Source organism: Rhodococcus sp. P4_F5 (genome assembly GCF_056401315.1).
In genome coordinates this window covers 148,078-170,516 of the sequence record NZ_JBFUJP010000001.1, presented here as the reverse complement: position 1 = coordinate 170,516, position 22,439 = coordinate 148,078, and the positions used below count along the sequence as shown (strand labels likewise).

The following is a 22,439-nucleotide window of genomic DNA, read 5'->3' as shown; positions in this document are numbered from 1 at the left end:
GTCGTGCCCGCGTGACATCGCACCAGCAGCGCACCTGTCCGGCACGTCGCCGGGCAGGTGCGCTGCGCCGTTCCGAGTGCGCGCCCGTGTCGGTGGCCGGTTGTACCGTCCGGACATGGGATACGAATTTCAGGTGACTGTCGATTCGAACGATCCGCACACGCTGGCCAAGTGGTGGGCCGCGGCGCTCGGCTGGCAGGTGGAACCGAGCGACGAGGACTTCATCCGCGGGCTGGTCGCCGCCGGCCAGGCCAGCGAGCAGGACACCACGCTGTTCGAGGGGGTGCTGGTGTGGAAGGCCGGGGCGGCGATCTCGGACCCCGAGCATCCGGAGCGGCCACGGGTGCTGTTCCAGACGGTGCCGGAACCGAAGACGGTGAAGAACCGGATGCACCTGGACCTGCGGGTCGGCGACGACAGGCAGGCCGTCGCGGACCGGCTGGTCGCGGCCGGGGCGACGGAGCTGCACCGCGGGCAGCAGGGGCCGTACCGGTGGATCACCATGGCGGACCCGGAGGGCAACGAGTTCTGCCTGTGCTGAGCCCGGGCCCTACCGGTAGGCGCCGGGGGTCTCGCCGGTCCAGCGCTTGAACGCCCGCCGGAACGCGCTGGGCTCGGAGAACCCGAGCCGGGCGGACAGCTCGTCGACGGACTCGCCGCGGCCGAGGCCGGAGATCGCCGCGTCGCGCAGCACCTCCTCGCGCAGCTGGTTGAGCGACGTGCCCTCCTGCCGGAGCAGCCGTCGCAGGTGCGGGACGCTGATCGAGAGCATCTCCGCGATGTCGTCGGCGGTCGAGGTGCGTCCCCGGACCCCGGCCTCGAGAACCTTGCGCACCTGCGTCGCCGCGGAGCTGTCGTAGTCGCGCTCGGAGAAGATCAGGTTCGGGGACTCGCGGAGGTAGGCGAGCAGCGTCTCCTCCGTCTGGACGATGGGGGCCCGTAGCAGCGCGCTGTCGAACTCCAGTGCGGCGACGTCCGCGCCGAAGGCGACGGGCACCCCGAAGATGGCGTCGTAGTTCTTTGCGAGTGCCGGATCCGGTGTGGGATAAGGCAATTCCATCGAGACGAGCTTCATTCTCCTGCCCACCAGCCAGGCCGCGAACCGGTGCAGCACCATCATCACGAAGTCGATGAGCAGTCGGTCGGCGGCGAGCGCGGAGGCCGGCGGCAGTGCCCGCGCGCGCTCGGGGACCTGCACCAGCAGTCGGGTGGTGGTCGCGCCGGTCTCCAGTCGCATCGGCGGCATGCCGGGCAGGGCGCGGGTCACGTCGGTGATCCGCTCGAGGGCGCTGCCGAGGTCGGGGGTGTGGATCAGGGCCAGACTGACCAGCTTGAAGGTGCCCCGCGGCACGGGCGCCGCGCCCAGGCCGAACAGTTCGTCGTCGGTGAGCTGCCACGCCGCCTGGGTGAACCGCGACAACTGGTCCGGGGTGATGCGGGCGGTGGCGTCGCGCAGGACCGCCGCGGACACCCCCGCCGCGTCCAGCGGGAAGCCCAGGTCGAAGCCGCCGCCGGCCGCGATCTCGGCGGCCCGGCGAACGAAGTCGGCGGGCACCGTGCGGGGGGCGCTCATCGTGCGGTCACCACCGCCCCGCCAGCGAGGCGAGCCGCTCGGCGGCCTCCGTCAGCACCTCGTCGCGTTTGCAGAACGCGAAGCGCACCACGTGATCCCACGCCGCCTTGTCGTCGGCGAACGCGCTCACCGGGACCGCGGCCACCCCGATCCGCCCCGGCAGCGCCCGGCAGAAGGCCGCACCGTCGGTGGTGCCGAACGGGGTGATGTCCGCGCACACGAAGTAGGTGCCGCCGCTGGCGTGCACCCCGAACCCCGCCGTGCGCAACGCGTCGCTGAGAGTGTCCCGCTTGCGCTGCAAGGTATCTCGCTGCTCGGCGACCCACCCCTGCTCGTGCCGCAGCGCGTACGCGACGGCCGGCTGGAACGGGCCGCCGGCGACGAAGGTGAGGAACTGCTTGGCGGTGCGGACCGCGTCCACCAGTTCCGCGGGCCCGCACACCCAGCCCGTCTTCCAGCCCGTCACCGCGAAGGTCTTCGCGGCGCTCGACACGGTGACGGTGCGCTCGGCCATCCCCGGCAGCGAGGCCAGCGGGGTGTGGGCGGCGCCGTCGAACACCAGGTGTTCGTAGACCTCGTCGCTGAGCACCAGCAGGTCCCGCTCGACGGCGAGCGCGGCGATCCCGGCCAGGTCCGCGGCGCCGAGCACGGTGCCGGTCGGGTTGTGCGGGGTGTTGACCACCAGCATCGCGGTGTTCGGCCCGACCGCCGCACGCAACGCGTCGAGGTCCAGCGCGAAGCCCGCGCCGTCCGGCACCAGCGGCACCGTCCGGCGCACCCCGCCGGCCAGCGCGACGGCGGCGGCGTAGGAGTCGTAGTACGGCTCGATCAGCACCACCTCCTGGCCAGGTTCGACCAGCCCGAGCAGGGTGGCGCTGATCGCCTCGGTGGCGCCGACGGTCACCAGCACCTCGGTGTCCGGGTCGTAGGACATCCCGTACCGGGCGGCCTGGTCCGCGGCGATGGCCTCGCGCAGCACCGGCATGCCCGGGCCGGGCGGGTACTGGTTCAGCCCGTCGGCGATCGCGGCGCGGGCGACGTCCAGCATGGCCCGCGGACCGTCGGTGTCCGGGAACCCCTGGCCGAGGTTGATCGCACCCGTCGCGGTGGCGAGCGCCGTCATCTCCGCGAAGATCGTCGAGGCGAAGGGCCGGAGGCGAGCGACCGTCTGCGAATGGCGTGCTGCGGGCATTGTCACAGCTTAGGCGGGGGTGCATTGGGCCGGGAAACGCCTACTGTCACGTTTGTCCGGGCCGTCTCGTCCAGGGAGTAGACGGCCGCACACGGGCCGTCGATACCGCGAACAGGAGAGTGTCATGACTCGAATTCCCCCGGTTCCGCCGCAGGAGGCAGGTCCGCTGGTCAAGCTCGCATACCGGATCGCCGGACGCCGGTTCGGCGCGGTCCCCGAACCCTTCGCCGTGCTCGCACACCACCGCAAGCTGTTTCTGGCCTCGGCCGGGCACGAGATGGCCGTGGAGAAGGCGTCGACCGTGCTGCCGGCAAACGTCCGCGAGATCGCGGTCTACCGGGTGGCCTGGACGGTCGGCTGCTCCTGGTGTGTGGACTTCGGGACCATGCTCACCCGTCTGGAAGGCCTGGACGTCGAGCGCCTCCAGCAGATCGGCGACTACGAGAACTCGTCGCGGTACAGCGACGACGAGCGGGCCGCGATCGCCTACGCGGACGCCATGACCGCCACGCCCACCGCCGTCACCGACGAGCAGGTCGCGGACCTCGAACGCCGGTTCGGCCGCGACGGTGTGGTGGAGCTGACCTACCAGATCGCACTGGAGAACCAGCGCTCGCGGATGTACTCGGCGCTCGGCATCGTGGACCAGGGGTTCAGTTCCGGCGACGCGTGCCGGGTTCCGTGGGCGGCGGATCAGGCCGGTGCCAGCCGGGAATCCGGACGCGCGTGAGCTTGGCCGGGTTCGCGATGTCGTAGACCGCGCAGACCTTGCCCTCGCGCACGGTGAACCCGCCGACGCGGCCGGGGAAGGCCGGGTGTGTCTCGTCGCCGGGCGAGCCGTACGAGAGGAAGCCGAGCTGGCCGTTGACCATGGCCGATTCGATGGCCAGGAGGGCCTGCGGTCCGTAGCGCTGGGCCAGGCCGAGGAAGAACCGGGCGAAGTGGTCGGCGCCGTGGAGCACGTTGACGGCGGTGCGGGTGGTGCCGCCCGCGTCGCCGATCACCAGTGCGTCCGGGTGCAGGGCGTCGAGCACCTGCTGCAGGTCGCCGCTGGCCATCGCCGCGAGCAACGCGCCCACCGCCTCGGCGTGCTCGGGGTCCGGCGTCGGCGACTCCACACCCGCGACCGCCCGCCGCGCCCGGGACGCGAGCTGACGCGCCGCCGGGGTGGAGGTGTCGAGCAGTGTGGCGATCTCGTCGAACGGCACACCGAATCCGTCGTGCAGGACGAAGGCGGTTCGCTGGTCCGGGCCGAGGGTGTCGAGCACGATCATCGCCGCGAGCCGGGTGTCCTCGTCCCGGACCACCGCGTCCAACGGGTCCGGTGGGCTGTGTCCCCCGAGCGGGCTCACGATCGGCTCCGGAAGCCACTGCCCCACATAGCTTTCCCGGCGGACGGCCGCGCTGCGCAGGTGGTCGAGGCAGATCCGCCCGACCACCGTCGTCAGCCAGGCCCGCAGGTCGCGGATGTCGTCGGCGTCGCGCTCGCTCAGCCGCAGCCAGGCCTCCTGGACGGCGTCCTCGGCGTCGGCGACGCTGCCGGTCATCCGGTAGCCCACGGCGAGCAGGTGCTGGCGGTGCGACTCGAATGTCTCGGCCAGCGCGGTAACGGCCATGCGGTCGAGTCTACGAGGACGGTGCCTACGAGACCCGGGTCTGCGCGTCCGGTGCCGTGTCCAGCGAGAGCCCGACCCGCAGCGCGCCGACGGCCTCACGCAGCGCGTCGCTGCCGGCGCGGCCGTAACCGGTCATGTTGACGAAGGCATGCACCAGGTCGTGGTGGGTGCGCAGCGTCGTCGTGACGCCGGCCTCGCGCAGCCGCGTCGCGTACGCCTGCCCCTCGTCGCGCAGCACGTCGAAGCCGGCGACCGCGATGTACGCCGGCGGCAGCCCGGCCAGGTCGTCGGCCAGCAACGGTGACGCCTGCGGGTCGGTGCGGGCGCCGCGGTCGGGCAGGTACTGCTCGGTGTACCAGTCCATCTGCGCCTCGGTGAGGAAGTACCCGTCCGTGAACAGCTGGTACGACCGGTGTTTGGTCGACATGTCGACCCATGGGAAGAAGAGCAGCTGGAACGCCGGCCGTGGTCCGCCGGCGGCCGCGGTCACCTGGGCGAGCACCGTGGCGAGGTTGCCGCCGGCACTGTCGCCGGCGACGGCGATGCGGCGGGGGTCGATGCCCAGCTCGTCCGCGTTCAGGGCGACATGGCGGAAGGCGGCCAGCCCGTCCTCGACGGCCGCGGGGTACGGGTGCTCGGGGGCCAGCCGGTAGTCGACGGCCAGCACCGCCACCTCGGCATGTGCGGCGAGGAAGCGGCAGACGCTGTCGTGACTGTCCAGGCTGCCCAGCGCGAACCCGCCGCCGTGGAAGTAGACCACCGCCGGGGCCTGCGCCGTCAGGCCCTTCGGCCGGTACAGCCGAACCGGGATCGGGCCGGCCGGGCCCGGCACGGTGAGGTCCCGGACCGCTTCCATCGGGATCGGGGCGCCGGCCACCAACCGCGCCTCCGAGTCGATCTGCGCCCGCGACGTCGCGACCGGTTGTGCCGCGTAGTCGGAGCCGGGCAGCAGCGTCAGCATGCGCAGCATCAGCTGGATCTCGAGGTTGAGTTCGTTGCCGTCGACTCGGACCGGCCGGCCGGCGAGCAGGCGCTGCACGGGTCGGGGGAGGGCGCCCGCGGCCACGACGACGGCGCGGGTGACGCGCTCGAGTGCGGTGTCGATCAGCGTGCTCTGCATGACGGGGGTCCTCTTCCGCTGGGCCGGGTCGTCTTCTTGCCGTGCATCTTCCATCACGCAGCGGGCCTCCGGGTGAGTTTGTCTGCCGAACCCGATGCCGACCGTCGTAGGCTCGACCGATGCGATTCGGGATGTTCGTACCTCAGGGCTGGCGGCTGGACCTGGTGGGCATCGAGCCCGCCGACCACTGGCAGGTGATGAAGGGGCTGACCCTGCGCGCGGAGGCGGGACCGTGGGAGTCGGCGTGGGTGTACGACCACTTCCACACGGTGCCCGCACCCACCGAGGAGGCCACCCACGAGGCGTGGTCGCTGATGTCGGCGCTGGCCGCGGTGACCTCGCAGATCCGCCTCGGGCAGATGTGCACGGCGATGAGCTACCGCAACCCGGCCTACCTCGCGAAGATCGCCGCGACCGCGGACCTCATCTCCGGAGGCCGCATCGAGATGGGCATCGGCGCAGGCTGGTACGAGCACGAGTGGCGCGCCTACGGCTACGGCTTCCCGCGGGCGGGTGAGCGGTTGGCCCGCCTCGACGAGGGCGTGCAGATCCTGCAGCAGRCCTGGCGCACCGGGGCCGCGACCCTCGACGGCAAGCACTACCAGGTCGACGGCGCGATCTGCCGGCCGCTGCCGCTGCAGGAGGGCGGACCGCCGCTGTGGATCGCCGGCGGCGGGGAGAAGGTCACGCTGAAGATCGCCGCGAAGTACGCGCAGTACACCAACTTCGACGGCACCCCGGAGGGCTTCACGCACAAGTCCGCGGTGCTGCGTGAGCACTGCGCGGCCGTAGGCACCGACTTCGGCGCGATCGTGCGCTCCGCCAACTACAACGTCGCGATCGGTGCGACGCAGGCCGACGTCGACGACCGGCTCGCGCAGACGAAGGACCGGATGGCTCGCTACGTGGGCGAGGACCTGGCGGAGGCGTCGATGGCCGCGTTCACCGGCATGCCCGCAGTCGGGACACCCGAGCAGATCGTCGAGAACCTCACCGCGCTGCGGGCGCAGGGGCTCGACTACGCCATCTGCTACTTCCCGGAGGCGGCGTACGACAGGTCCGGGATCGAACTGTTCGAACGCGAGGTCATCCCCGCGCTCGCCTAACGCAGGTAGTCGGGCAGGTCCGCGGTCGCGACGGGCAGCTGCTGGTTGTCCGCCCGGCGCACCTGCGCGGCGAGCGGGATGCTCTTGGCGAGCAGCTTCCACTCCTCGCCGCCGATCGCATCCGCCGCGCGTCGCAGCACGCGCGCGTCCCGGGTGCCCCACGCGATCGGCATCGGGCTGACCATCTGCCAGGTGTCGCCCTTGGCCCGGGTGTTGCGGTCCGAGAGCACCGAGATCGACGGCACCCGCTCGCCCACGTGGTTGAGCGTGTGGCCGGGCAGGGACTGCACGTTGCGGGTGACGAGCACGTAGTGCGGGCCGTCCGCGGTCGGCTTGGCGACGTCGATCAGCGCGAGCAGGGTGGCGCCGCGCGGCCGGGTCTCGGCCACCACCGCCGGCACCAGCGCGCCCTTGGCGTACAGGTCCTCGATGGACCCGACCTTGCGCGGGGCCCAGAACGCGACCCACAACGAGGTCGCCCCGACCAGGGCCAGCACCACGCCGAGGATGTACGACCACGGGTGCGCGAGGGTGAACAACCACACCGCGAGCGCGACGAACAGGACGGCGGTGACGATCGACGAGACCCGCAGTCGGCGGACGTCGCCGACCGTCTCGTTCACGGACCGGGCATGGGCATTGTCGACGGGGAACTCGAAGCGGCGCACGGACCTATTCCTACCCGATCGCCGGTCCGAGCAGGTCGTCCGCGTCGGTGATCCGGTACGCGTAGCCCTGCTCGGCGAGGAACCGCTGCCGGTGCGCGGCGTACTCCGCGTCGAGTGTGTCCCGAGACACCACCGAGTAGAAGTGCGCCTGGCCGCCGTCGTGTTTGGGCCGCAGCAGGCGCCCGAGCCGCTGGGCCTCCTCCTGCCTCGACCCGAAGGTGCCCGAGACCTGCACCGCGACCGACGCCTCCGGCAGGTCGATCGAGAAGTTGGCGACCTTGCTCACCACCAGCGTCTGGATCTCGCCGTTGCGGAACTGGTCGAAGAGGATCTCGCGTTCCTTGGTCTTGGTCGAGCCCTTGATGACCGGCGCATCCAACGCCTCGCCCAGCTCGTCGAGTTGGTCGATGTAGGCGCCGATGACCAGGGTGGGGGAGTCCGGGTGCTTGGCCAGGATCGACTTCACCACCGCGATCTTGGTGTGCGCCGTCGAGCAGAGCTTGTAGCGCTCCTCCGGCTCGGCAGTCGCGTACGCCATCCGCTCCGCGTCGGTCATCGTCACCCGGACCTCGACGCAGTCCGCCGGCGCGATCCAGCCCTGGGCCTCGATGTCCTTCCACGGCGCGTCGTAGCGCTTCGGACCGATCAGGGAGAACACGTCGCCCTCACGGCCGTCCTCACGGACCAGCGTCGCGGTCAGGCCGAGGCGACGTCTCGACTGCAGGTCCGCGGTCATCCGGAACACCGGCGCGGGCAGCAGGTGCACCTCGTCGTAGATCACCAGGCCCCAGTCGCGGGAGTCGAACAGCTCCAGGTGCTTGTACTCGCCCTTGGTGCGGCGGGTGATCACCTGGTAGGTGGCGATGGTGACGGGCCGGATCTCCTTGCGCTCGCCCGAGTACTCGCCGATCTCGTCCTCGGTCAGGGAGGTCCGGGCGATCAGTTCCCGCTTCCACTGCCGGCCGGCGACCGTGTTGGTCACCAGGATCAGGGTGGTGGCCTTGGCCTTGGCCATGGCGGCCGCGCCGACCATGGTCTTGCCGGCGCCGCAGGGGAGCACCACCACGCCGGACCCGCCGGCCCAGAACGACTCGGCCGCCATCTCCTGGTAGTCGCGAAGCTGCCAGTGGCCCTCCTCGAAGGCCAGGTCGATCGGGTGCGCCTCGCCGTCCACGTACCCGGCCAGGTCCTCGGCCGGCCAGCCGATCTTGAGCAGCATCTGCTTGAGGTGCCCGCGCTCGGACGGGTGCACCACGACGGTGTCCTCGTCGACCATGGCGCCGAGCATCGGGGCGATCTTCTTGTGCCGCATCACCTCGGTGAGCACGGCGCGGTCCAGGCTGACCAGGGTCAGCCCGTGCGCGGGGTTCTTCACCAGCTGCAGCCGGCCGTAGCGGGCCATGGTGTCGACGACGTCGACCAGCAGCGGTTGCGGGACCGCGAATCGCGAGTAGGTCACGAGGGCGTCGACCACTTGCTCGGCGTCGTGCCCGGCCGCGCGCGCGTTCCACAGCGCCAGCGGGGTGACCCGGTAGGTGTGCACGTGCTCGGGGGCGCGTTCGAGTTCGGCGAACGGGGCGATGGCCTGCCTGGCCTGGCCGGCCAGCTCGTGGTCGACCTCCAGGAGCAGGGTCTTGTCGGACTGGACGATCAAGGGTCCGTCGGTCACGCGTCCTCCTTTTGACGGTCGTAGCCCCACCATTGTCCACGTTGTCCGGGTGGGCGGCCGCCGCCGAGGCCGCACGCGAGAAAAGGAAGGGATTCGGCGGAAACGCCGAATCCCTTCCTTTGTAACCGTTTTTCGCCGCGCGAATTTCTAGCGTTGCGCGGTGAGTGAATTTCTCGTGTCCATCACCTGGACCAGTGCCTCGGAAATTCCGGAACGGTACCCGGACTGGCGTTCACCGTTTCCGGTGGCGGCGTCCAGTTCGTTCTCCAGCCTTTCCTTGATCTGGTCCAGTGCGAGCAGTGTCCGTTTCACAGTGACGGTCCTTCCGTGTCCTGTCGGGTGTAGCACCGGGAGGCCGGACTGTTTGGCCTGCTCGTCCAGTACGAAGATCCTGGCGGTGGCGTTGCCGCTGTTCGAGAACTGTTCGTACAGTGCGTCGAGGGCGCCGGCATGCGGGGGCATGAAGTCAGCTGCGTTTCCGCTTCCGGATGAACTCCGTGGACTCGACTGACTTTTCCCGTTTTTCCGCCCGCTTTTCCTTGATGGACTGGGCGGGCTTTTTCAGGGTTTTACCAGAGTTTCGATCGGCCATTGTCTCTCCTGAATACGAAGTGGCAATCACTTGACCGAGACCATACGTCATTCCGTAGGAAAAGCCAGTCGCGCTGATCAGGAGCTTTCGGGGYCCGTGAATTCCGGTCAGTCGACCAGGTTCACCGAGGTGATCCGGTGCAATGTGAACCGGCGCACTGCGCCCGCCGCCGGGTCGAAGGCGTCGAGCTGACCGCCGCCGACGCTGACCGGGTCCACGATCCGCTCGGTGGCCACGCCCTGCGCGTCCACGTACCCGATCGACACGCTGCGGTGCACCCGGGCGGCCAGCTGCAGCAGCGCGACGGTGGCGGCGCCGCTGGCCCGGCTGCCGTCCGAGCGGACGCCGTCGCCGCGGGTCGCCGATGCGGCCCGCTGGCCGGCCCGGAGCTGGCGGACCAGGGTCTCGAGCTGCTCGGCGGTGGGGACGGCCGGCATCCGCGGCGCCGGCCGGGCCCGGCGCCGCATCACCCGGGACCCGCGCGGGCGGAGGTCCACGATGGCGCCGGACGAGTCCTCGCCCGCGGGCACGAAACCGGCGGTGCGCAGTTGGTCGAGCACCTCGGCCAGCGGTGCCTGGGAGATCGCGACGGTGGGGGCGAGAGCCCGCAGGGCCAGTGGTTCGGCCACCGGTGACGCCAGTACCTCCGCGAGCAGCGCGGGGTCCTCGCATCGGACGAACGACGCGGCCACGCCCGCCCGGAGCCGGCCGTGGCGCCGGGCCACGTCGTCGATCAGGTAGGTCAGTGACTGCGGGACCGGTGTCCGGGAGCGGGTGGCGAAGAGCGTGTGCAGTTCGGACGCGCTCAGGCCCGCGTCGAGGGCGCGGCGCACGCTGGACTCGCCGATCCGGTAGGTGGTGGCGGTCCCGGCGGACTCGAGGTCCGCCACGAGCGCGATCTGTTCCTGCAGTTCCGGGGTCAGTGGCCCGGGTGCGACAACCGTGAGGTCCGCCTGCAGCAGGACGTAGTCGATCGGCGCGGGCAGGCTCGCGGCCATCTCGGCGACGGCGGACTCGGCGGGGGCGTCGTGCAGCAGGCTGCGGCCGGGGGAGCTGAGGGCGCCGCGGCCGACCAGTCCGAGGGTCGCGGCCTCGGTCAGGGTGTGCCGGACCGCGTCGGCGCCGAAGCGGGCCGACCACCGGGGCCGGCGCCAGGCCACCGTGGCGGCCACCTCGGTCGCGGTCGCGCCCTGCCCGGTGCCCAGCTCGGCGAGCAGCCCCAGCACGAACCGGCGGTCCCTGGGGGCGCCGGTGGCGCGCACCTCCTCCGACAGGGCCGCAATCGGCTTGCCGTGCTCGTCGCGCATGCCGACCACCCACGGCCGCCGCGGCAGGTCGAGCCAGGCCTGCGCGAGCACGTGCCAGCGCTGTGCGGGCGTGGCGGTCTGCCACGAGTCCACCGCCACCGTCGGCGCCCAGTAGTCGTCGCCGGTGTCGGCGGCGGGCAGCGGGTCCGGTGTCCCGCGGCCGATCAGGTCGGCCGCGGCGAGGACCTCGGCGAGCAGGCCCAGCCGGGCCTCGTCGACGCCGACGGCCTTCGCCAGCCGCTTGGTCTCCCGGACCCCCAGCCCGCCCGCCTTGAGGGTCGCGGCCGGCTGTGCGCCGAGGGCGGCGATCAGGTCCTCGCAGTGCCGGACCAGTTCGAGCACCTCACCGCCCGCGGCGGCGTTGACGTCGGCGACCTTCAACTTGGTCGCCCGGATCGGCGGCGGGGTCAGTGCGGCGGGGTCGCTGACCGTTTCCCCGCGCAGGGCCTGGCCCACCTGGTACGGCAGCTCCACGGTCTGCTCGTCGATCCAGTTCAGCAGGTGCCGGGCCAGCAGCCGCTGCACGGGCCGCTCCGGGTCGGTGCCGGGGGCGGCGTCGCGGGTGCGGCCGATCGGCGAACTGGTGGCCAGCGTGGTCAGCAGCCGGCGTTCGGTGTCGCTGAGTTCGGCGAGGGCGGACTCGATCTCCGAGGCCGTCAGCGCGTCCCGTGGGGCGTCGACCCGCCAGGTGACGGCGTCCTGCGCGGCGGGAGTCACCCGCAGCACCTTCGACCCCCACACCAGGGCTCGATCGCGGAGCGCCTTCAGCGCCTTGTCGACGGAGCGCACCGGCGCGCGGCCCGCGACTGCCGCGGTGAGCGCCGCCCGGGGCACGCCGCGCTCACGGCCCCCCTCCTGCGAGAGGATCCCGATCACGGTGAGCTCGAGCACGGTCAGCTCGTCGGCGGCGCGCAGCACCGACGCCCGTTGCTCTGCGCGGGCGGCGAGCACCGCGAGGTGGGCGGGAGGCGGGACCGCGAGGTCGGGACGCAGACGCAGCAACTCGGCCAGCTCGGCGTCGGTTCTCGCGGTCAGCCAGGCGGCCAGGCTCTCGGTGTCGGCGGCCGGGTCAACGCCTTCGGTGTCGGTCATCGCGTATCAGATTAGATACCTGGGCTGTACGGCGACGCGACCTCCTGCCAAAATGACCCCGTGGCTAACAAATCGAGCAAGCGATACGTTGATCCAGGCTGGCCGTCGGCGGAGATCCAGGACGGCGACTACGCCGTGACGGAGCTTTCGTCGTCGCGTTCCGGGGGGCTTTCCCCCTTCGGGGAGGAGATCGAGTTCCCGCTCCCCGTCTCGGAGCTGCCGTACACCCATCCGCACACCGTCGTGAACCGCTGACGACCGCGCCGAACGAAGAAGGGCCCCACACCGTGAGGTGTGGGGCCCTTCTTCGTAAGTGGGGGGTGTTACTTCGCCAGCATTGCCGCGCCGGACTCGAGGAGCTGGGCGATCTGCGGGTCGACGCCGAGGCCCTTGGCCTTCGCGTCCTGGAAGATGGACTCGACCTGCGGGTCGAGGACGACGCCGCTGGCCTTGACCGCGCTGAGGATGCTGTCGAGCGACTCGAAGACGTCGGCGGTGCCCTCGGTGGTCGGGACGCTGGTGACGGACGGCAGGACCTCGGCCGCGGGCGCCGCCTGCGCGGGGGCCGGCGTGCTGCGCGGGGTGGAGCCGCTGGTCAGGCCGAGGCTCGAGGAGCAGGACGGCCATGCGCCCCAGCCCTGGTTCGCGAGCACCTTCTCGGCGACCGCGATCTGCTCTTCACGGGTGGCCTGGTTCGCGGTCGCGGCGTACTCGCCGCCGCCGTGTGCGGTCCAGGTGCTGGGCGAGAACTGGAGTCCGCCCTGGTAGCCGTTGCCGGTGTTGATTCCCCAGTTACCGCCGGCCTCGCACTGCGCGAGACGGTCCCAGTCGGAATCGGGCGCTGCACTGGCGGGGGCCGCGAAGGCCGCGCTCGCCGCTCCGAGGACTGCGCCGGTCACGACGACCTTGGCGGCAGTGCGGCGGGTGGTAGTCGGTTTGCGATGGCGTCCAGCACTCATTGAAGCATTCCTCTCCACACGCGCCTGCGAGGTCAGCTGTCGGGTTCGGGCTGAGAGGTCGCCCGGCCTCGCCGCTCCTGGATTGGTGCGGGTCTGGCTTCACCCCAAGGAGGTCGCTTTCGCATCCTCCGGTGTCCACTGGGGACATTGGGTCCCCCGTCCTTGTCCCTGGGTAATCCGTTGGAATCTGGTCCGCGGGACAAGGTTTGGCGCGGCGGACCGGATCTGGCCGAACTTCCGGCCGCTGATGACCGTACGTGGATCGGGACTGTGCGTCATCTGTTACCCAAATTGTGGAATATTCGGCGTTTCGCCTGGAATTGCGCAAGTTTCCGCAGGTAGAAGCACTCGGTCGGTTCCGAGACCGCCCTGTTATCTCACCGTTATGTGAGGTAGATCACAGAAGTTCTCGGGGCTGACCAGGGGGTTCGGTGGCGGGGAGCGGCGCAGTGCGACCACGACCGTGGTGGCGGTCGCGACGAACGTCAACGGGTAGACCGCGGCGAAGATCGGGGCAAGGTAGGTCGTGGTCGGGATCATGAACAGCCCGATCGCGTACACCCCGTCGGGGAACCGGTGGCTCCAGATCAGCAGTGGCAGGGCGAGCGCCGCCGGCACCAGCCAGGCGGTTGCGCGACCGTTGCGCAGCGCCCAGTCCGCCGCGAGGACCAGCATCGGCACGAACCACACCCAGTGGTGCCCCCAGGAGAAGGGGGAGACGGCGCCCGTCGTCAGGCCGCACACGGTCACCGACAGCAGCGCGTGCCCGTGGCGGTGGGCCAGGTAGGACGCGCCCATGCCCAGTGCGGTGAGGGCGCCGACGACCGCCAGCCACAGCAGCCGCGGCGGCTCCGCGACGTCCAGCCACCGGGCCAGCACCCCGGAGGCCGACTGGTTGGCCGGCCAGGCCGTCTCGCCGATCCGCGTGGAGTGCACGATCACGCCGGTCCAGTAGTCCTTGGAGTCGGAGAAGATCACCACGAACCCGACGGCCACGGTCGCCAGCAGTGTGGTGGCCGCGACGACGGCCGCGCGCCACTGCCGGGTGATCAGCAGTTGCACGAGGAACAGCCCCGGCGTCAGCTTGATCCCGGTGGCGACGCCGACGCCGAACCCGCGCAGACGGCTGCCTTCCGGCCGCCCGAGGTCCCAGATCACCAGCAGCATCAGCATCAGGTTGACCTGCCCGAGCCACACGGTGGTGCGGACCGGCTCGAGCGCGCTGAAGATCACCGTGAGCAGGGCGCTGACGATGTAGAGGTGCCGGCCGGTCCGATAGCCGAGCTGTCGCCAGCACAGCAGCACCACCAGGTAGAGGGTGACGAAGTTGGCGAGGTAGCCGAGCAGGCCGGCCATGTCGGCGCCGACCAGGTTCAGCGGCGCGAACAGCACCGCCGAGAACGGCGGATAGGTGAACCACATGCCGCCGTACAGGGCGTGGTCGTAGAGGCCCGCGGAGCTGAGGACGGTGGCACCGCCGCTGCGGTACACCAGCAGGTCGAGGCCGTTGCTGAACAGGCCCCACAGTGGGTGGCCGAGCGGGACCGCCCGGTCGTGCGCGACGACCACCGCCACGGCGAGGGCGGCCAGCGCGCCGGTGAAGAACGGGGAGGACGGCAGCGAGCGCCCCTCCGCCGTGACTGGACCGGTGTCCGGCGCGGGGCCGGGAGCACGGACGGTGGGGGGCAGCAGGCTCATCCCTGGGCGCCCCCTGGGTAGGCGGGTACCGCGTCGACGTCGACGATGTCCTTGCCCAGCGGCATCAACGAGATCGGCACCATCTTCAGGTTCGCGACAGCGAGCGGGATGCCGATGATCGTGATGGCCATCGCGATCGCGCTGACCACGTGTCCGATGGCCAGCCAGACGCCGGCCAGCACCAGCCAGATCACGTTGCCGATCAGTGAGCCCATCCCGGAGGTGGGCTTGTTGACGACTGTCTTGCCGAACGGCCACAGCGCGTACACGCCGATCCGGAACGCCGCGATGCCGAACGGGATGGTGATGATGAGGATGCACATGATCACGCCGGCCAGGAAGTAGCCGAGCGCCAGCCAGAGGCCGCCGAAGACCAGCCAGATGATGTTCAGGACGATTCTCATTGTTGCGCCCCTCCCCGGACGCGACGCCCGGACCTCAGTGCGAAGACGATTGCCAGCAGGAAGCCGACGGGGCAGGCGCCTGCCAGCAGGTACAGGGCGAGCGGGGGTTCATGCCCGAGCGCGAAGACCACGAAGGCCGCGATGATCGCGAGCACGCCGACGGAGAAGCAGACGAGCGCGACACGCAAGAGCGCGGTGCCGCGGGGGGACTGTTGACTTGCCACCGTCCAACGGTATCGCCTCAAACCGTGGGTCGGTCCGGCGGCGCGCGGGGGTAGACTGCGGTCGTCGCGTCCCGCATCCGTGGGGCGCGTTCCTTTATATGTGGATGAGCAGGTGAACGCAGTGCCTACCGGCAAGGTGAAGTGGTACGACGCGGATAAGGGCTTCGGCTTCCTTTCCCAGGAGTCGGGCGAGGACGTCTACGTCCGGTCCGCCGCGCTGCCCGCGGGTGTCGAGGCACTGAAGCCGGGCCAGCGTGTGGAGTTCGGGATGGCCGCCGGCCGTCGTGGCCCGCAGGCCCTGAGCGTGACCGTGCTCGAACCGACCCCGACCATCCGGCAGGGCGGCGGCGCCCGCAAGGACGACGCCGCCCGTAAGCACACCCCCGACGAGCTGCACGGGATGGTCGAGGACATGATCACCCTGCTCGAGGCCAAGGTGCAGCCGGACCTGCGCCGGGGCAAGTACCCCGACCGCAAGACCGCGCAGCGGATCTCCGAGGTCGTGCGCGCCGTCGCCCGGGAGCTCGACAGCTAGGTCGGGTCTCAGTAGGTCTGGATCGCCCACACCGGTGCGAGGCCGCCATCGGCGGGCAGCTGGATGATCACGCCGAGGAGCTGCTCGTTCTCGCCGGACGGCACCGTCACGGCGGACGCCTCGCCCGGTGTGTAGTCGCGGTACCCGTTGAACACCTCGCCGGTCTCGGGGTTGCCGATCTGCACGTTCAGCCGCCAGTCGGAGCTCGACACGTCCTTGGGCAGCGACAACTGCAGCGGCTGGCCCGCCGGAACGCTCAGGTTCGCGACCTCGAGCCCCGCGCACGCGAGGTCGGCGTCGCACACACCGGCGTGTGCGTCGACGGTCTTGTAGTGCGCGTACGCGGTGACCGTCGGCAGGGTCTCCGGGGCGTTCTGGACGAGCACGGTGACCACGGCGGCGAGGCCGCCGGCGGCCACCAGCGCGACCACCGAGAGGGCCGCAATGGTCTTTTTCGTCCGGGCTTGCAGAGTCATTGGGTTCCGTTTCTAGTTGGGCGTCAGTCGGCGGTCGAGATCGGCTTGGTGATCTCCTGGTTTGCCACGTCGGGGCGTTTGCCGCCGAGCCCGGGGAGCAGTGACGACCCCCGGTTGCTGAGGACGGTCTGCACGAGACCGAAGGTGAGCAGCACCGACACCACCGAGAACCCGATCCAGTACTGCGTCGGCAGCAGCACTCCGAGCGCGCCGCCGATCACCCAGCTCAGCTGCAGCACCGTCTCGGAGCGGCCGAAGCCGGACGCGATGGATTCCTCGGGCAGGTCGTCCTGCAGCGAGGCGTCCAGCGAGACCTTCGCCAGGGCGCTCGCGCCGGACGCGACGAGGGCGGCCAGTGCCGCGGTGAGGAGGCTGTCGGTGAGGGCGACGAGGATCGCGACCGCCGTCACGGCGGCGGTGCACCGGAGCACCACCACGGTGGGTCGGCCGAGCTTGATCCGGGCGCCCGCCGCGTTGCCCGCGAAGTTTCCGATGCCGGCGGCGGCACCGACCAGGCCGAGCATCGCGGCCTGCTCCAGGGGCTCGTGCCCGGTCCGGGACTTGGCGACGAACGCGATGTAGAGGGTGAGGAAGCCGGTCATCACGCGGATGGTGCTGTTGCCCCAGAGCCCCGTGATGACGGTGCGGCCCAGCGGTTGTCGCCGCTTGCTGGCCTTGACCGTCTCCTTGCGGTCCGCCCCGATCACCTCGGTGTGGGCGTCGTTGCCGTGGTAGGTCAGGGTCGCGGGCACCTCGCCCTCGGTGACCTCCACCCACGCCGGGATGCRCATGCTCAGGTAGGCGCCCAGGGTGGTGAGGAGCGCGGCGAACCAGAGCACCCCGGTGGAGCCGGTCGCGAAGGCGATGATGCCGGCCACCGCGCCCGCACCGATGGTGCCGCCGATCAGGCCGAACACGGTCAGTCGCGAGTTGACCCGCACCAGGTCGATCTCGGGTGGCAGCACCCGCGGCGTCACCGCGCTCTTGAGCACCGAGAACGACTTGCTCAGCACCATCATGCCCAGTGCGGCCGGGTACAGCGCCCAGCTGTCGAAGTTGAAGACCAGCAGCACCGCCAGCACCGTCCGCAGGGCGAACGACGACGCCAGTGCGAGCCGGCGGCCGTGCTGCAACCGGTCCAGCATCGGACCGATCAGCGGCGCGATCACCGCGAACGGCGCGATGGTGATCAGCAGGTACAGCGCGACCTTGGTCTTGTCCTCGCCCGTCGCCGCGGAGAAGAACAGCGTGTTGGCCAGGGCGACGGCGATCGCGGCGTCGGTGGCGAAGTTCGCCATCACCGCATAGGTGAGTGCGGTGAGGCCGGACTTGTCGGCGCCGTCGGCCTTGGCGGCGCGGTGGAAGGTGGCGATGCCCTTGTTCGTCAGCTCGCGACTGCGCATCGCGGCGACCCGGGTGACGGTGAGCTTGCGGGGGATCGGCGGCGGCTTCGGTGCGCCGGGGCCGGGCTGCCGGATCTCCTCGGTGGGTCCGCTGTCGACGGGGTGCAACGGCGGCAGGGGCTGCCGACGCCCGCCCACCCGCCGCGTGGTCGGCGGATAGTTCGCGAATCCGGGGTGGTTCTCGTGCCGTGGGTGGTCGCCGGTCGACCGACCCCGGTCGGGGTCGTGGGGCTCGCGGGGTCCGGTCACTCCCCAATTCTGTCCTAGATCACCGACAGTGGGCCACGCACCCTAGGGCTCCGCGCGTCACGGCACGAACCGCACCTCGAACAGGTGTGGGTAGTACTTGCCGGTGATCAGGAATCGGTCGGTCCCGGGTACCTGCGCGATCCCGTTGAGGACGTCCACGGACCGTCGTTCGTCATGGGTGAGCAGGCCCGACGCGTCGACCACCGCGGTGACGTCGCCGGTGCCCGGATCGATCCGGAGGATGACGTCGGACTGCCAGACGTTGGCGTAGACGCTTCCGTCGCTTGCGCATTCGAGTTCGTTCAGCTGGGACTGCGGCTTGCCGTCGAGGGTGACCACCACCGTGCCGAGCCCGTCGAAGGTGGCCGGGTCGCGGAACGTGAGCGTGTCGGAGCCGTCGCTCGTCACCAGGCGACCGTCCTGCGCGCACACCCCCCAGCCCTCGCCCTCGTAGTTCACCCGACGGAGCTCGGTGAGCGTGTCCCGGTCGTACGCGACCGCCACGCCGTCGCGCCAGGTGAGTTGCCATACGGTGTCGCCCGCGACCGTGATGCCCTCGCCGAACAGCGGGTCCGCCAGCGGCACCCGGACCCGCTCCGTGCCGGTGCCGAGGTCCCGCGCGCTCAGGTACGACCGGCCGCTGAGCCCGGTGCCCTCGAGCAGTTCGCCGTCGGAGATCTCGAGTCCCTGGGTGAAGGCGGTGGGGTCGTGCGGTCGGGTGTCGAGCACCTCGACGCGGAGCCGTTCGACGGCCGGGGACGTGGTCGACGAGGCGTCCGGCGCACAGCCGGAGAGGGCCAGTGCGGCCGCCGCGACGGCAGTCGTGAGGAGTGGGCGCCAGGTCATTACGACAGCATGACAGCCCGTCCTGCCACGGATTTGCTGCGATACGGCAAAATGGACCGCGTGAGTCCCCAGCCTGCCTCCGAGCTTGCCCCCGTGCGCCCCGTTCTGGCCGATGCGGTCGACCTGGCGCGTCAGGCGTTGGTAGACCTCGGCGAGGGTGAGGTCGGGGAACATCTCGGCGTCACGTTCGAGGACGAGAGCGCCGCCACCCACCGGTTCACGGCCCAGCTGCCGGGGTATCGCGGCTGGCAGTGGGCGGTGGTCCTGGCCGCCGCACCGGACTCCGACCACGTCACCGTGAGCGAGTTGGTCCTGCTCCCCGGCCCGGACGCGCTGACCGCTCCGGACTGGCTGCCGTGGGACGAGCGCGTCCGAGCAGGCGATCTCACGCCCGGCGGGCTGCTGCCGCCGCGGGCGGGAGACCCCCGGCTGGTGCCGGGTTACGTGGCGACGGGCGACCCGGTCGTCGACGACCTGGCCTTCGAGGTCGGCCTCGGCCGCAAGCAGGTGATGAGCCTGGAGGGTCGGCTGGACGCGGCCGAGCGTTGGCGCGAAGGCGAGTACGGGCCGGACACCGAGATGGCCAAGGCCGCGCCGTCCACCTGTGAGCTGTGCGGCTTCTACCTCCCGCTGGCCGGGTCGCTGCGGGTGGCGTTCGGGGTGTGCGGCAACGAGATGGCGGCCGACGGTCGGGTGGTCTACGCCGAGTACGGCTGCGGCGCGCACTCTGACACCGAGTTGCCCACCGGCGCCGGCAGCCCGCAGTTCGACGCCTACGACGACGGTGCCGTGGAGATCGTCGCGAATCCCGTGCCCGCACCGGTGGACACCGCCGAGGGCTCCGAGAACGCCGAAGGTTCCGAGGGCTCCGAGAACGCCGAAGCCTCCGAGAACGCCGCGAACACCGAAGAAGACGCGGCATCGACGAACTGACGGTGGCCGACCCCCTCGGCGCGAACGCGCTGAGGGAGTCCACGCTGTTGGCGTGGACGTCCTCGCCGACCAGGCTCCGCGAGGACGCGACCACCGAGGCCGACCTGGTCCATGCGGGGTACCGCGACCGGCTGCTGACCGAACTCGCGCAGAACGCCGCCGACGCCGCGGCCCGGGCCGGGGTGCCCGGTCGGCTGCGGGTCAAGCTCGACGGCATGATGCTGCGGGTTGCGAATGTCGGCACCGCACTGGATCCGACGGGCCTGCAGGCGCTCTCGGCGTTGCGTGTGTCGGGCAAGACCGACCCGGCCGCCGGCGTCGGCCGGTTCGGCGTCGGCTTCACCGCGGTCCTTGCCGTGAGCGAGGAGATCGAGCTGCGCTCGACCACCGGGTCGGTGCTGTTCTCCGCCGCCCGTACCCGCGCCGAACTGGCCGTGGCGGGTCTCGAGGCGCCGGCCGCCGGCGTGCCGGTGCTGCGCCTGCCGTGGCCGACCGCGGCCGAGCCGGCAGACGGCTACGACACCGAGGTGGTGCTGGCGCTGCGCCCTGGCGTCGACGGCGCCGCGCTGGTGCAGCGGCTGGCCGGCGAGGCCGCCGACCTGCTGCTGGAACTGCCTGCGCTGCAGTCGATTCAGGTCGACGGACACGAGTTCGCACGCGCCGAGCGTGTCCTCGACGGCGGGCTGGTCGAGGTGACCGTCGGCGAGCGCTGCTGGTGGCAGTTCGAAACCGCGGCCGCGCGCTGGCTGGTGCCGGTCACCGGCGGTCGCGTCCGCCCGGTCGGCGAGGACGTGCTGCGCGCCCCGACCCGCTCCGACGAGGAGCTGTCGCTGCCCGCGATCCTGATCGCCCAGACGGCGCTGCAGCCGGACCGGCGCCGGCTGATGCCCGGCGCCGCGCTCGCGCACCTGGCCGACGGCTATGCGGATTTCGTTGCGGCGCTTCCCGTTTCGCAACGGCTGGCGATGGTCCCGGTGCCCGGTTTCGCGCGCGGCGAGGTGGACGCGATGCTGCGCGAGTCGGTGCTGCGTGAGCTGACCACCCGGCCGTGGCTGCCCGGCGTCGCGGGGGACCAGCTGACGCCGACGTCCGCGACGGTGCTGCCCGGGCTGAGCGCGGAGCTGGCCGAGTTGCTCGGCGACGCCGTCCCCGGACTGGTCGTCCCGGAACTGTCCGCCGCCGCCGGCGCGCCGGCGCTGTCCGCGGTGGGCGCGCACCGGATCGGGCTGGCTCGGCTGGCCGAGCTGCTCTCCGGGCTGCACCGCGAACCCGACTGGTGGGGAAGGCTGTACGCGGCGCTCGATCCCCTCGTCGTGGACACCGTCGCCGTCGAGGAGCTGGCGGCGATCCCCGTGCCGCTCGCCGACGGGCGCACGGTGACGGGCCCGCGGACCGTCGTCCTCGGCCACGACCTCGGGTCCGACCTGGGCGGCGTCGACTGGATCCGGCTGGTGCACCCGGCGGCCGCCGATCCGCTGCTGGCCCGGCTGGGAGCGGGCTCGGCGGGCGTGTTCGAGATCCTGGCCGATCCGGCGCTGCGTGCGGAGATCCAGGACACGGACTTCGACGACGTGCCGGCGGCAACGGAACTCGCGGACACGGTGCTGTCGCTGGCGGCGGCCGCGGCCGGCCGCGGCGAGCTGCCTGGGTGGCTCGGGCAGTTGCTGCTGCCGGACTCGGACGGCGACCTGCGAGGTGCGGACGAGATGCTGCTGCCCGGCGCCCCGCTGGCCGCCGTGCTCGCCGGGGACGCACCGTTCGGGGTGGTCGCCGCGGACGTGGTGGAGCGCCACGGCGCGGACGCGCTGCGGGCGGTCGGTGTCGGCTGGGGATTCTCGGTGCTGCGCACGGAGTTGCCGACCGGACCCGAACAGGACCTCGACGACGAGGGGTCGTGGTGGGCCACGCTCCCCGAGGACCCGGAGGAGCTGGTCGCGGTGCGCGACCTGGACCTGGTGGACGAGGCGGCGTGGCCCACCGCGCTGAGCCTGCTGGCCGCGGAGCCGGACACCCGGGTGCTGCTGGCGGACCGGGACGGGTACACGGCCTGGTGGCTGCGCCGTCACGCCCGGGTCGGGGGAGTGCGGCTCGGCTCGCTGCGCGCGCCCGACAACCGCACCTACGAGGGATTGCTGGACGTGCTCGACCACCCGGACGTCGCCGCGCTCACCGGTGCGCTGGCCGCCGACCGGGTGGACTCGGTGGCGACGGCCGAACTGCTGATCGACCGGCTGGCCGACCCGGAGCGGGCGCCCGGCCCGGCCGTGGTGGTGCGGGCGCACCGGCTGCTTGCCGCGGCGACCGCGGCCGGGACCCTGGACCTGGACGAACTCTCGCCGCCCGCGCGGGTCCGGGCAATGTCCGGCGCAGCCGTCGATCCGGCCGCGGCGGTGGTGCTGGACCGGCCCTGGTTCGCGGCCGCGATCCCCGCCGACCGGCTGGTGGTCGGCGACCTCGCCGGCGCCGCCGCGCTGGCCGAACTGCTGGACCTACCGCTCGCCTCCGAGGCGGTGCACGCCGAGGTGCTCGGCGCGGGCCGCGTCAGCACCTGGGACCGGGAGCCCGGCGCCGTGCTGGCGCACGTGGCCTCCGGTCGGGAGCTGCCCGAGGGCACGGTGGTGGTGCACGAGGGTCTCACCGTCCGGCTCAGCGGCGCGGTCGAGGCCGACGTTGCGGTGCCCCGGTGGGTCGACGAGCAGGGCACAGCGCACTGGGACAGCAGGCAGTAGCGGCGGCGGTTGCCTTTCGGGCCGAGTCCCGGCAGCTGCCGACCGGCT

Annotated in this window: 23 protein-coding genes and 1 riboswitch; of the genes, 7 read left to right on the top strand and 16 right to left on the bottom strand. The window is 71.6% G+C overall.

The window, feature by feature from the left end:
• The first annotated feature begins 115 nt into the window (after positions 1-115).
• Complete coding sequence (locus AC1DU4_RS00875) at positions 116-541, top strand: VOC family protein (RefSeq protein ID WP_477837105.1); 426 nt, start codon at positions 116-118, stop codon at positions 539-541.
• Between the two features lie 9 nt (positions 542-550).
• Here the strand turns inward: AC1DU4_RS00875 and AC1DU4_RS00870 are convergent, their stop codons facing one another.
• The gene (locus AC1DU4_RS00870; protein ID WP_477837103.1) at positions 551-1,573 is read right to left on the bottom strand and encodes an AraC family transcriptional regulator; all 1,023 of its coding nucleotides are present in this window, start codon (positions 1,571-1,573) and stop codon (positions 551-553) included.
• A gap of 7 nt (positions 1,574-1,580) precedes the next feature.
• Positions 1,581-2,765, bottom strand: coding sequence for a pyridoxal phosphate-dependent aminotransferase (locus AC1DU4_RS00865; RefSeq protein WP_477837102.1), 1,185 nt, complete (start codon positions 2,763-2,765; stop codon positions 1,581-1,583).
• A gap of 124 nt (positions 2,766-2,889) precedes the next feature.
• On the opposite strand from AC1DU4_RS00865, the gene AC1DU4_RS00860 reads away from it, so the two are divergent.
• On the top strand, positions 2,890-3,495 hold the full coding sequence (locus AC1DU4_RS00860) for a carboxymuconolactone decarboxylase family protein (protein WP_477837101.1): 606 nt from the start codon (positions 2,890-2,892) through the stop codon (positions 3,493-3,495).
• Here the strand turns inward: AC1DU4_RS00860 and AC1DU4_RS00855 are convergent.
• Together AC1DU4_RS00855 and AC1DU4_RS00850 are read right to left on the bottom strand one after the other, a co-directional pair.
• Positions 3,419-4,381, bottom strand: a complete 963-nt coding sequence (locus AC1DU4_RS00855; RefSeq protein ID WP_477837100.1) for a sigma-70 family RNA polymerase sigma factor — start codon at positions 4,379-4,381, stop codon at positions 3,419-3,421. The genes AC1DU4_RS00860 and AC1DU4_RS00855 overlap by 77 nt on opposite strands.
• A gap of 25 nt (positions 4,382-4,406) precedes the next feature.
• Complete coding sequence (locus AC1DU4_RS00850; protein WP_477837099.1) at positions 4,407-5,501, bottom strand: alpha/beta hydrolase; 1,095 nt, start codon at positions 5,499-5,501, stop codon at positions 4,407-4,409.
• A 119-nt stretch (positions 5,502-5,620) separates the two neighbouring features.
• On the opposite strand from AC1DU4_RS00850, the gene AC1DU4_RS00845 reads away from it, so the two are divergent.
• The gene (locus AC1DU4_RS00845) at positions 5,621-6,607 is read left to right on the top strand and encodes an LLM class F420-dependent oxidoreductase (RefSeq protein WP_477837098.1); all 987 of its coding nucleotides are present in this window, start codon (positions 5,621-5,623) and stop codon (positions 6,605-6,607) included.
• Here AC1DU4_RS00845 and AC1DU4_RS00840 read toward each other — a convergent pair.
• The 5 genes from AC1DU4_RS00840 to AC1DU4_RS00820 all read right to left on the bottom strand — a co-directional run bounded on the left by AC1DU4_RS00840 (position 6,604) and on the right by AC1DU4_RS00820 (position 11,935).
• Positions 6,604-7,275, bottom strand: a complete 672-nt coding sequence (locus tag AC1DU4_RS00840) for a DUF3239 domain-containing protein (protein WP_477837096.1) — start codon at positions 7,273-7,275, stop codon at positions 6,604-6,606. The genes AC1DU4_RS00845 and AC1DU4_RS00840 overlap by 4 nt on opposite strands.
• Positions 7,276-7,285: 10 nt before the next feature.
• Positions 7,286-8,944: a DNA repair helicase XPB gene (locus AC1DU4_RS00835; RefSeq protein ID WP_477837095.1), complete on the bottom strand. Its 1,659-nt coding sequence runs from the start codon at positions 8,942-8,944 to the stop codon at positions 7,286-7,288.
• 147 nt (positions 8,945-9,091) lie between these two features.
• Positions 9,092-9,256 (bottom strand): hypothetical protein, encoded by a 165-nt coding sequence (locus AC1DU4_RS00830; protein WP_175478195.1) that lies wholly within the window; start codon positions 9,254-9,256, stop codon positions 9,092-9,094.
• 154 nt (positions 9,257-9,410) lie between these two features.
• Complete coding sequence (locus AC1DU4_RS00825; RefSeq protein ID WP_477837093.1) at positions 9,411-9,536, bottom strand: hypothetical protein; 126 nt, start codon at positions 9,534-9,536, stop codon at positions 9,411-9,413.
• Between the two features lie 107 nt (positions 9,537-9,643).
• Positions 9,644-11,935 (bottom strand): helicase-associated domain-containing protein, encoded by a 2,292-nt coding sequence (locus tag AC1DU4_RS00820; RefSeq protein WP_477837091.1) that lies wholly within the window; start codon positions 11,933-11,935, stop codon positions 9,644-9,646.
• Positions 11,936-11,995: 60 nt separating this feature from the next.
• Between AC1DU4_RS00820 and AC1DU4_RS00815 the strand changes: the two genes are divergently transcribed.
• Positions 11,996-12,190 (top strand): hypothetical protein, encoded by a 195-nt coding sequence (locus tag AC1DU4_RS00815; RefSeq protein ID WP_477837089.1) that lies wholly within the window; start codon positions 11,996-11,998, stop codon positions 12,188-12,190.
• Positions 12,191-12,258: 68 nt separating this feature from the next.
• On the opposite strand, the gene AC1DU4_RS00810 is transcribed toward AC1DU4_RS00815, so the two are convergent.
• The 4 genes from AC1DU4_RS00810 to AC1DU4_RS00795 all read right to left on the bottom strand — a co-directional run bounded on the left by AC1DU4_RS00810 (position 12,259) and on the right by AC1DU4_RS00795 (position 15,220).
• Entirely contained in the window at positions 12,259-12,894 is a 636-nt protein-coding gene (locus tag AC1DU4_RS00810; RefSeq protein ID WP_477837088.1) for a transglycosylase family protein, read from the bottom strand.
• A 5-nt stretch (positions 12,895-12,899) separates the two neighbouring features.
• A riboswitch (cyclic di-AMP (ydaO/yuaA leader) is annotated at positions 12,900-13,083 on the bottom strand.
• A 183-nt stretch (positions 13,084-13,266) separates the two neighbouring features.
• Positions 13,267-14,592, bottom strand: a complete 1,326-nt coding sequence (locus AC1DU4_RS00805; RefSeq protein ID WP_477837087.1) for a glycosyltransferase 87 family protein — start codon at positions 14,590-14,592, stop codon at positions 13,267-13,269.
• Complete coding sequence (locus AC1DU4_RS00800) at positions 14,589-14,996, bottom strand: YccF domain-containing protein (RefSeq protein ID WP_477837086.1); 408 nt, start codon at positions 14,994-14,996, stop codon at positions 14,589-14,591. The genes AC1DU4_RS00805 and AC1DU4_RS00800 overlap by 4 nt, the downstream gene beginning before the upstream one ends.
• Complete coding sequence (locus AC1DU4_RS00795) at positions 14,993-15,220, bottom strand: hypothetical protein (protein ID WP_477837084.1); 228 nt, start codon at positions 15,218-15,220, stop codon at positions 14,993-14,995. Before AC1DU4_RS00795 ends, AC1DU4_RS00800 begins: the two co-directional genes overlap by 4 nt.
• A 121-nt stretch (positions 15,221-15,341) precedes the next feature.
• Between AC1DU4_RS00795 and AC1DU4_RS00790 the strand changes: the two genes are divergently transcribed.
• On the top strand, positions 15,342-15,755 hold the full coding sequence (locus tag AC1DU4_RS00790; RefSeq protein ID WP_477837430.1) for a cold-shock protein: 414 nt from the start codon (positions 15,342-15,344) through the stop codon (positions 15,753-15,755).
• An 8-nt stretch (positions 15,756-15,763) separates the two neighbouring features.
• On the opposite strand, the gene AC1DU4_RS00785 is transcribed toward AC1DU4_RS00790, so the two are convergent.
• Genes AC1DU4_RS00785 through AC1DU4_RS00775 form a run of 3 tightly spaced genes read right to left on the bottom strand, consistent with a single transcriptional unit; the run spans position 15,764 to position 18,729 of the window.
• Complete coding sequence (locus AC1DU4_RS00785; protein WP_477837083.1) at positions 15,764-16,231, bottom strand: DUF2771 family protein; 468 nt, start codon at positions 16,229-16,231, stop codon at positions 15,764-15,766.
• A gap of 23 nt (positions 16,232-16,254) precedes the next feature.
• Positions 16,255-17,883, bottom strand: coding sequence for an MFS transporter (locus AC1DU4_RS00780; protein WP_477837082.1), 1,629 nt, complete (start codon positions 17,881-17,883; stop codon positions 16,255-16,257).
• 57 nt (positions 17,884-17,940) lie between these two features.
• Positions 17,941-18,729, bottom strand: coding sequence for a glutaminyl-peptide cyclotransferase (locus AC1DU4_RS00775; RefSeq protein WP_477837081.1), 789 nt, complete (start codon positions 18,727-18,729; stop codon positions 17,941-17,943).
• Positions 18,730-18,780: 51 nt separating this feature from the next.
• Here AC1DU4_RS00775 and AC1DU4_RS00770 point away from each other — a divergent pair, with 51 nt between their 5' ends.
• The gene (locus AC1DU4_RS00770; RefSeq protein ID WP_477837079.1) at positions 18,781-19,662 is read left to right on the top strand and encodes a DUF3027 domain-containing protein; all 882 of its coding nucleotides are present in this window, start codon (positions 18,781-18,783) and stop codon (positions 19,660-19,662) included.
• 2 nt (positions 19,663-19,664) lie between these two features.
• Positions 19,665-22,391, top strand: coding sequence for a sacsin N-terminal ATP-binding-like domain-containing protein (locus AC1DU4_RS00765; protein WP_477837078.1), 2,727 nt, complete (start codon positions 19,665-19,667; stop codon positions 22,389-22,391).
• The last annotated feature ends 48 nt before the right edge of the window (positions 22,392-22,439 follow it).

Bases quoted from the DNA above. Each gene is read 5' to 3' on its own strand.
- AC1DU4_RS00875 (WP_477837105.1), top strand. From the start codon at position 116: ATGGGATACGAATTTCAGGTGACTGTCGATTCGAACGATCCGCACACG.
- AC1DU4_RS00870 (WP_477837103.1), bottom strand. From the start codon at position 1,573: ATGAGCGCCCCCCGCACGGTGCCCGCCGACTTCGTTCGCCGGGCCGCC.
- AC1DU4_RS00865 (WP_477837102.1), bottom strand. From the start codon at position 2,765: ATGCCCGCAGCACGCCATTCGCAGACGGTCGCTCGCCTCCGGCCCTTC.
- AC1DU4_RS00860 (WP_477837101.1), top strand. From the start codon at position 2,890: ATGACTCGAATTCCCCCGGTTCCGCCGCAGGAGGCAGGTCCGCTGGTC.
- AC1DU4_RS00855 (WP_477837100.1), bottom strand. From the start codon at position 4,381: ATGGCCGTTACCGCGCTGGCCGAGACATTCGAGTCGCACCGCCAGCAC.
- AC1DU4_RS00850 (WP_477837099.1), bottom strand. From the start codon at position 5,501: ATGCAGAGCACGCTGATCGACACCGCACTCGAGCGCGTCACCCGCGCC.
- AC1DU4_RS00825 (WP_477837093.1), bottom strand. From the start codon at position 9,536: ATGGCCGATCGAAACTCTGGTAAAACCCTGAAAAAGCCCGCCCAGTCC.
- AC1DU4_RS00820 (WP_477837091.1), bottom strand. From the start codon at position 11,935: ATGACCGACACCGAAGGCGTTGACCCGGCCGCCGACACCGAGAGCCTG.
- AC1DU4_RS00810 (WP_477837088.1), bottom strand. From the start codon at position 12,894: ATGAGTGCTGGACGCCATCGCAAACCGACTACCACCCGCCGCACTGCC.
- AC1DU4_RS00805 (WP_477837087.1), bottom strand. From the start codon at position 14,592: ATGAGCCTGCTGCCCCCCACCGTCCGTGCTCCCGGCCCCGCGCCGGAC.
- AC1DU4_RS00800 (WP_477837086.1), bottom strand. From the start codon at position 14,996: ATGAGAATCGTCCTGAACATCATCTGGCTGGTCTTCGGCGGCCTCTGG.
- AC1DU4_RS00785 (WP_477837083.1), bottom strand. From the start codon at position 16,231: ATGACTCTGCAAGCCCGGACGAAAAAGACCATTGCGGCCCTCTCGGTG.
- AC1DU4_RS00775 (WP_477837081.1), bottom strand. From the start codon at position 18,729: ATGACCTGGCGCCCACTCCTCACGACTGCCGTCGCGGCGGCCGCACTG.
- AC1DU4_RS00770 (WP_477837079.1), top strand. From the start codon at position 18,781: ATGGACCGCGTGAGTCCCCAGCCTGCCTCCGAGCTTGCCCCCGTGCGC.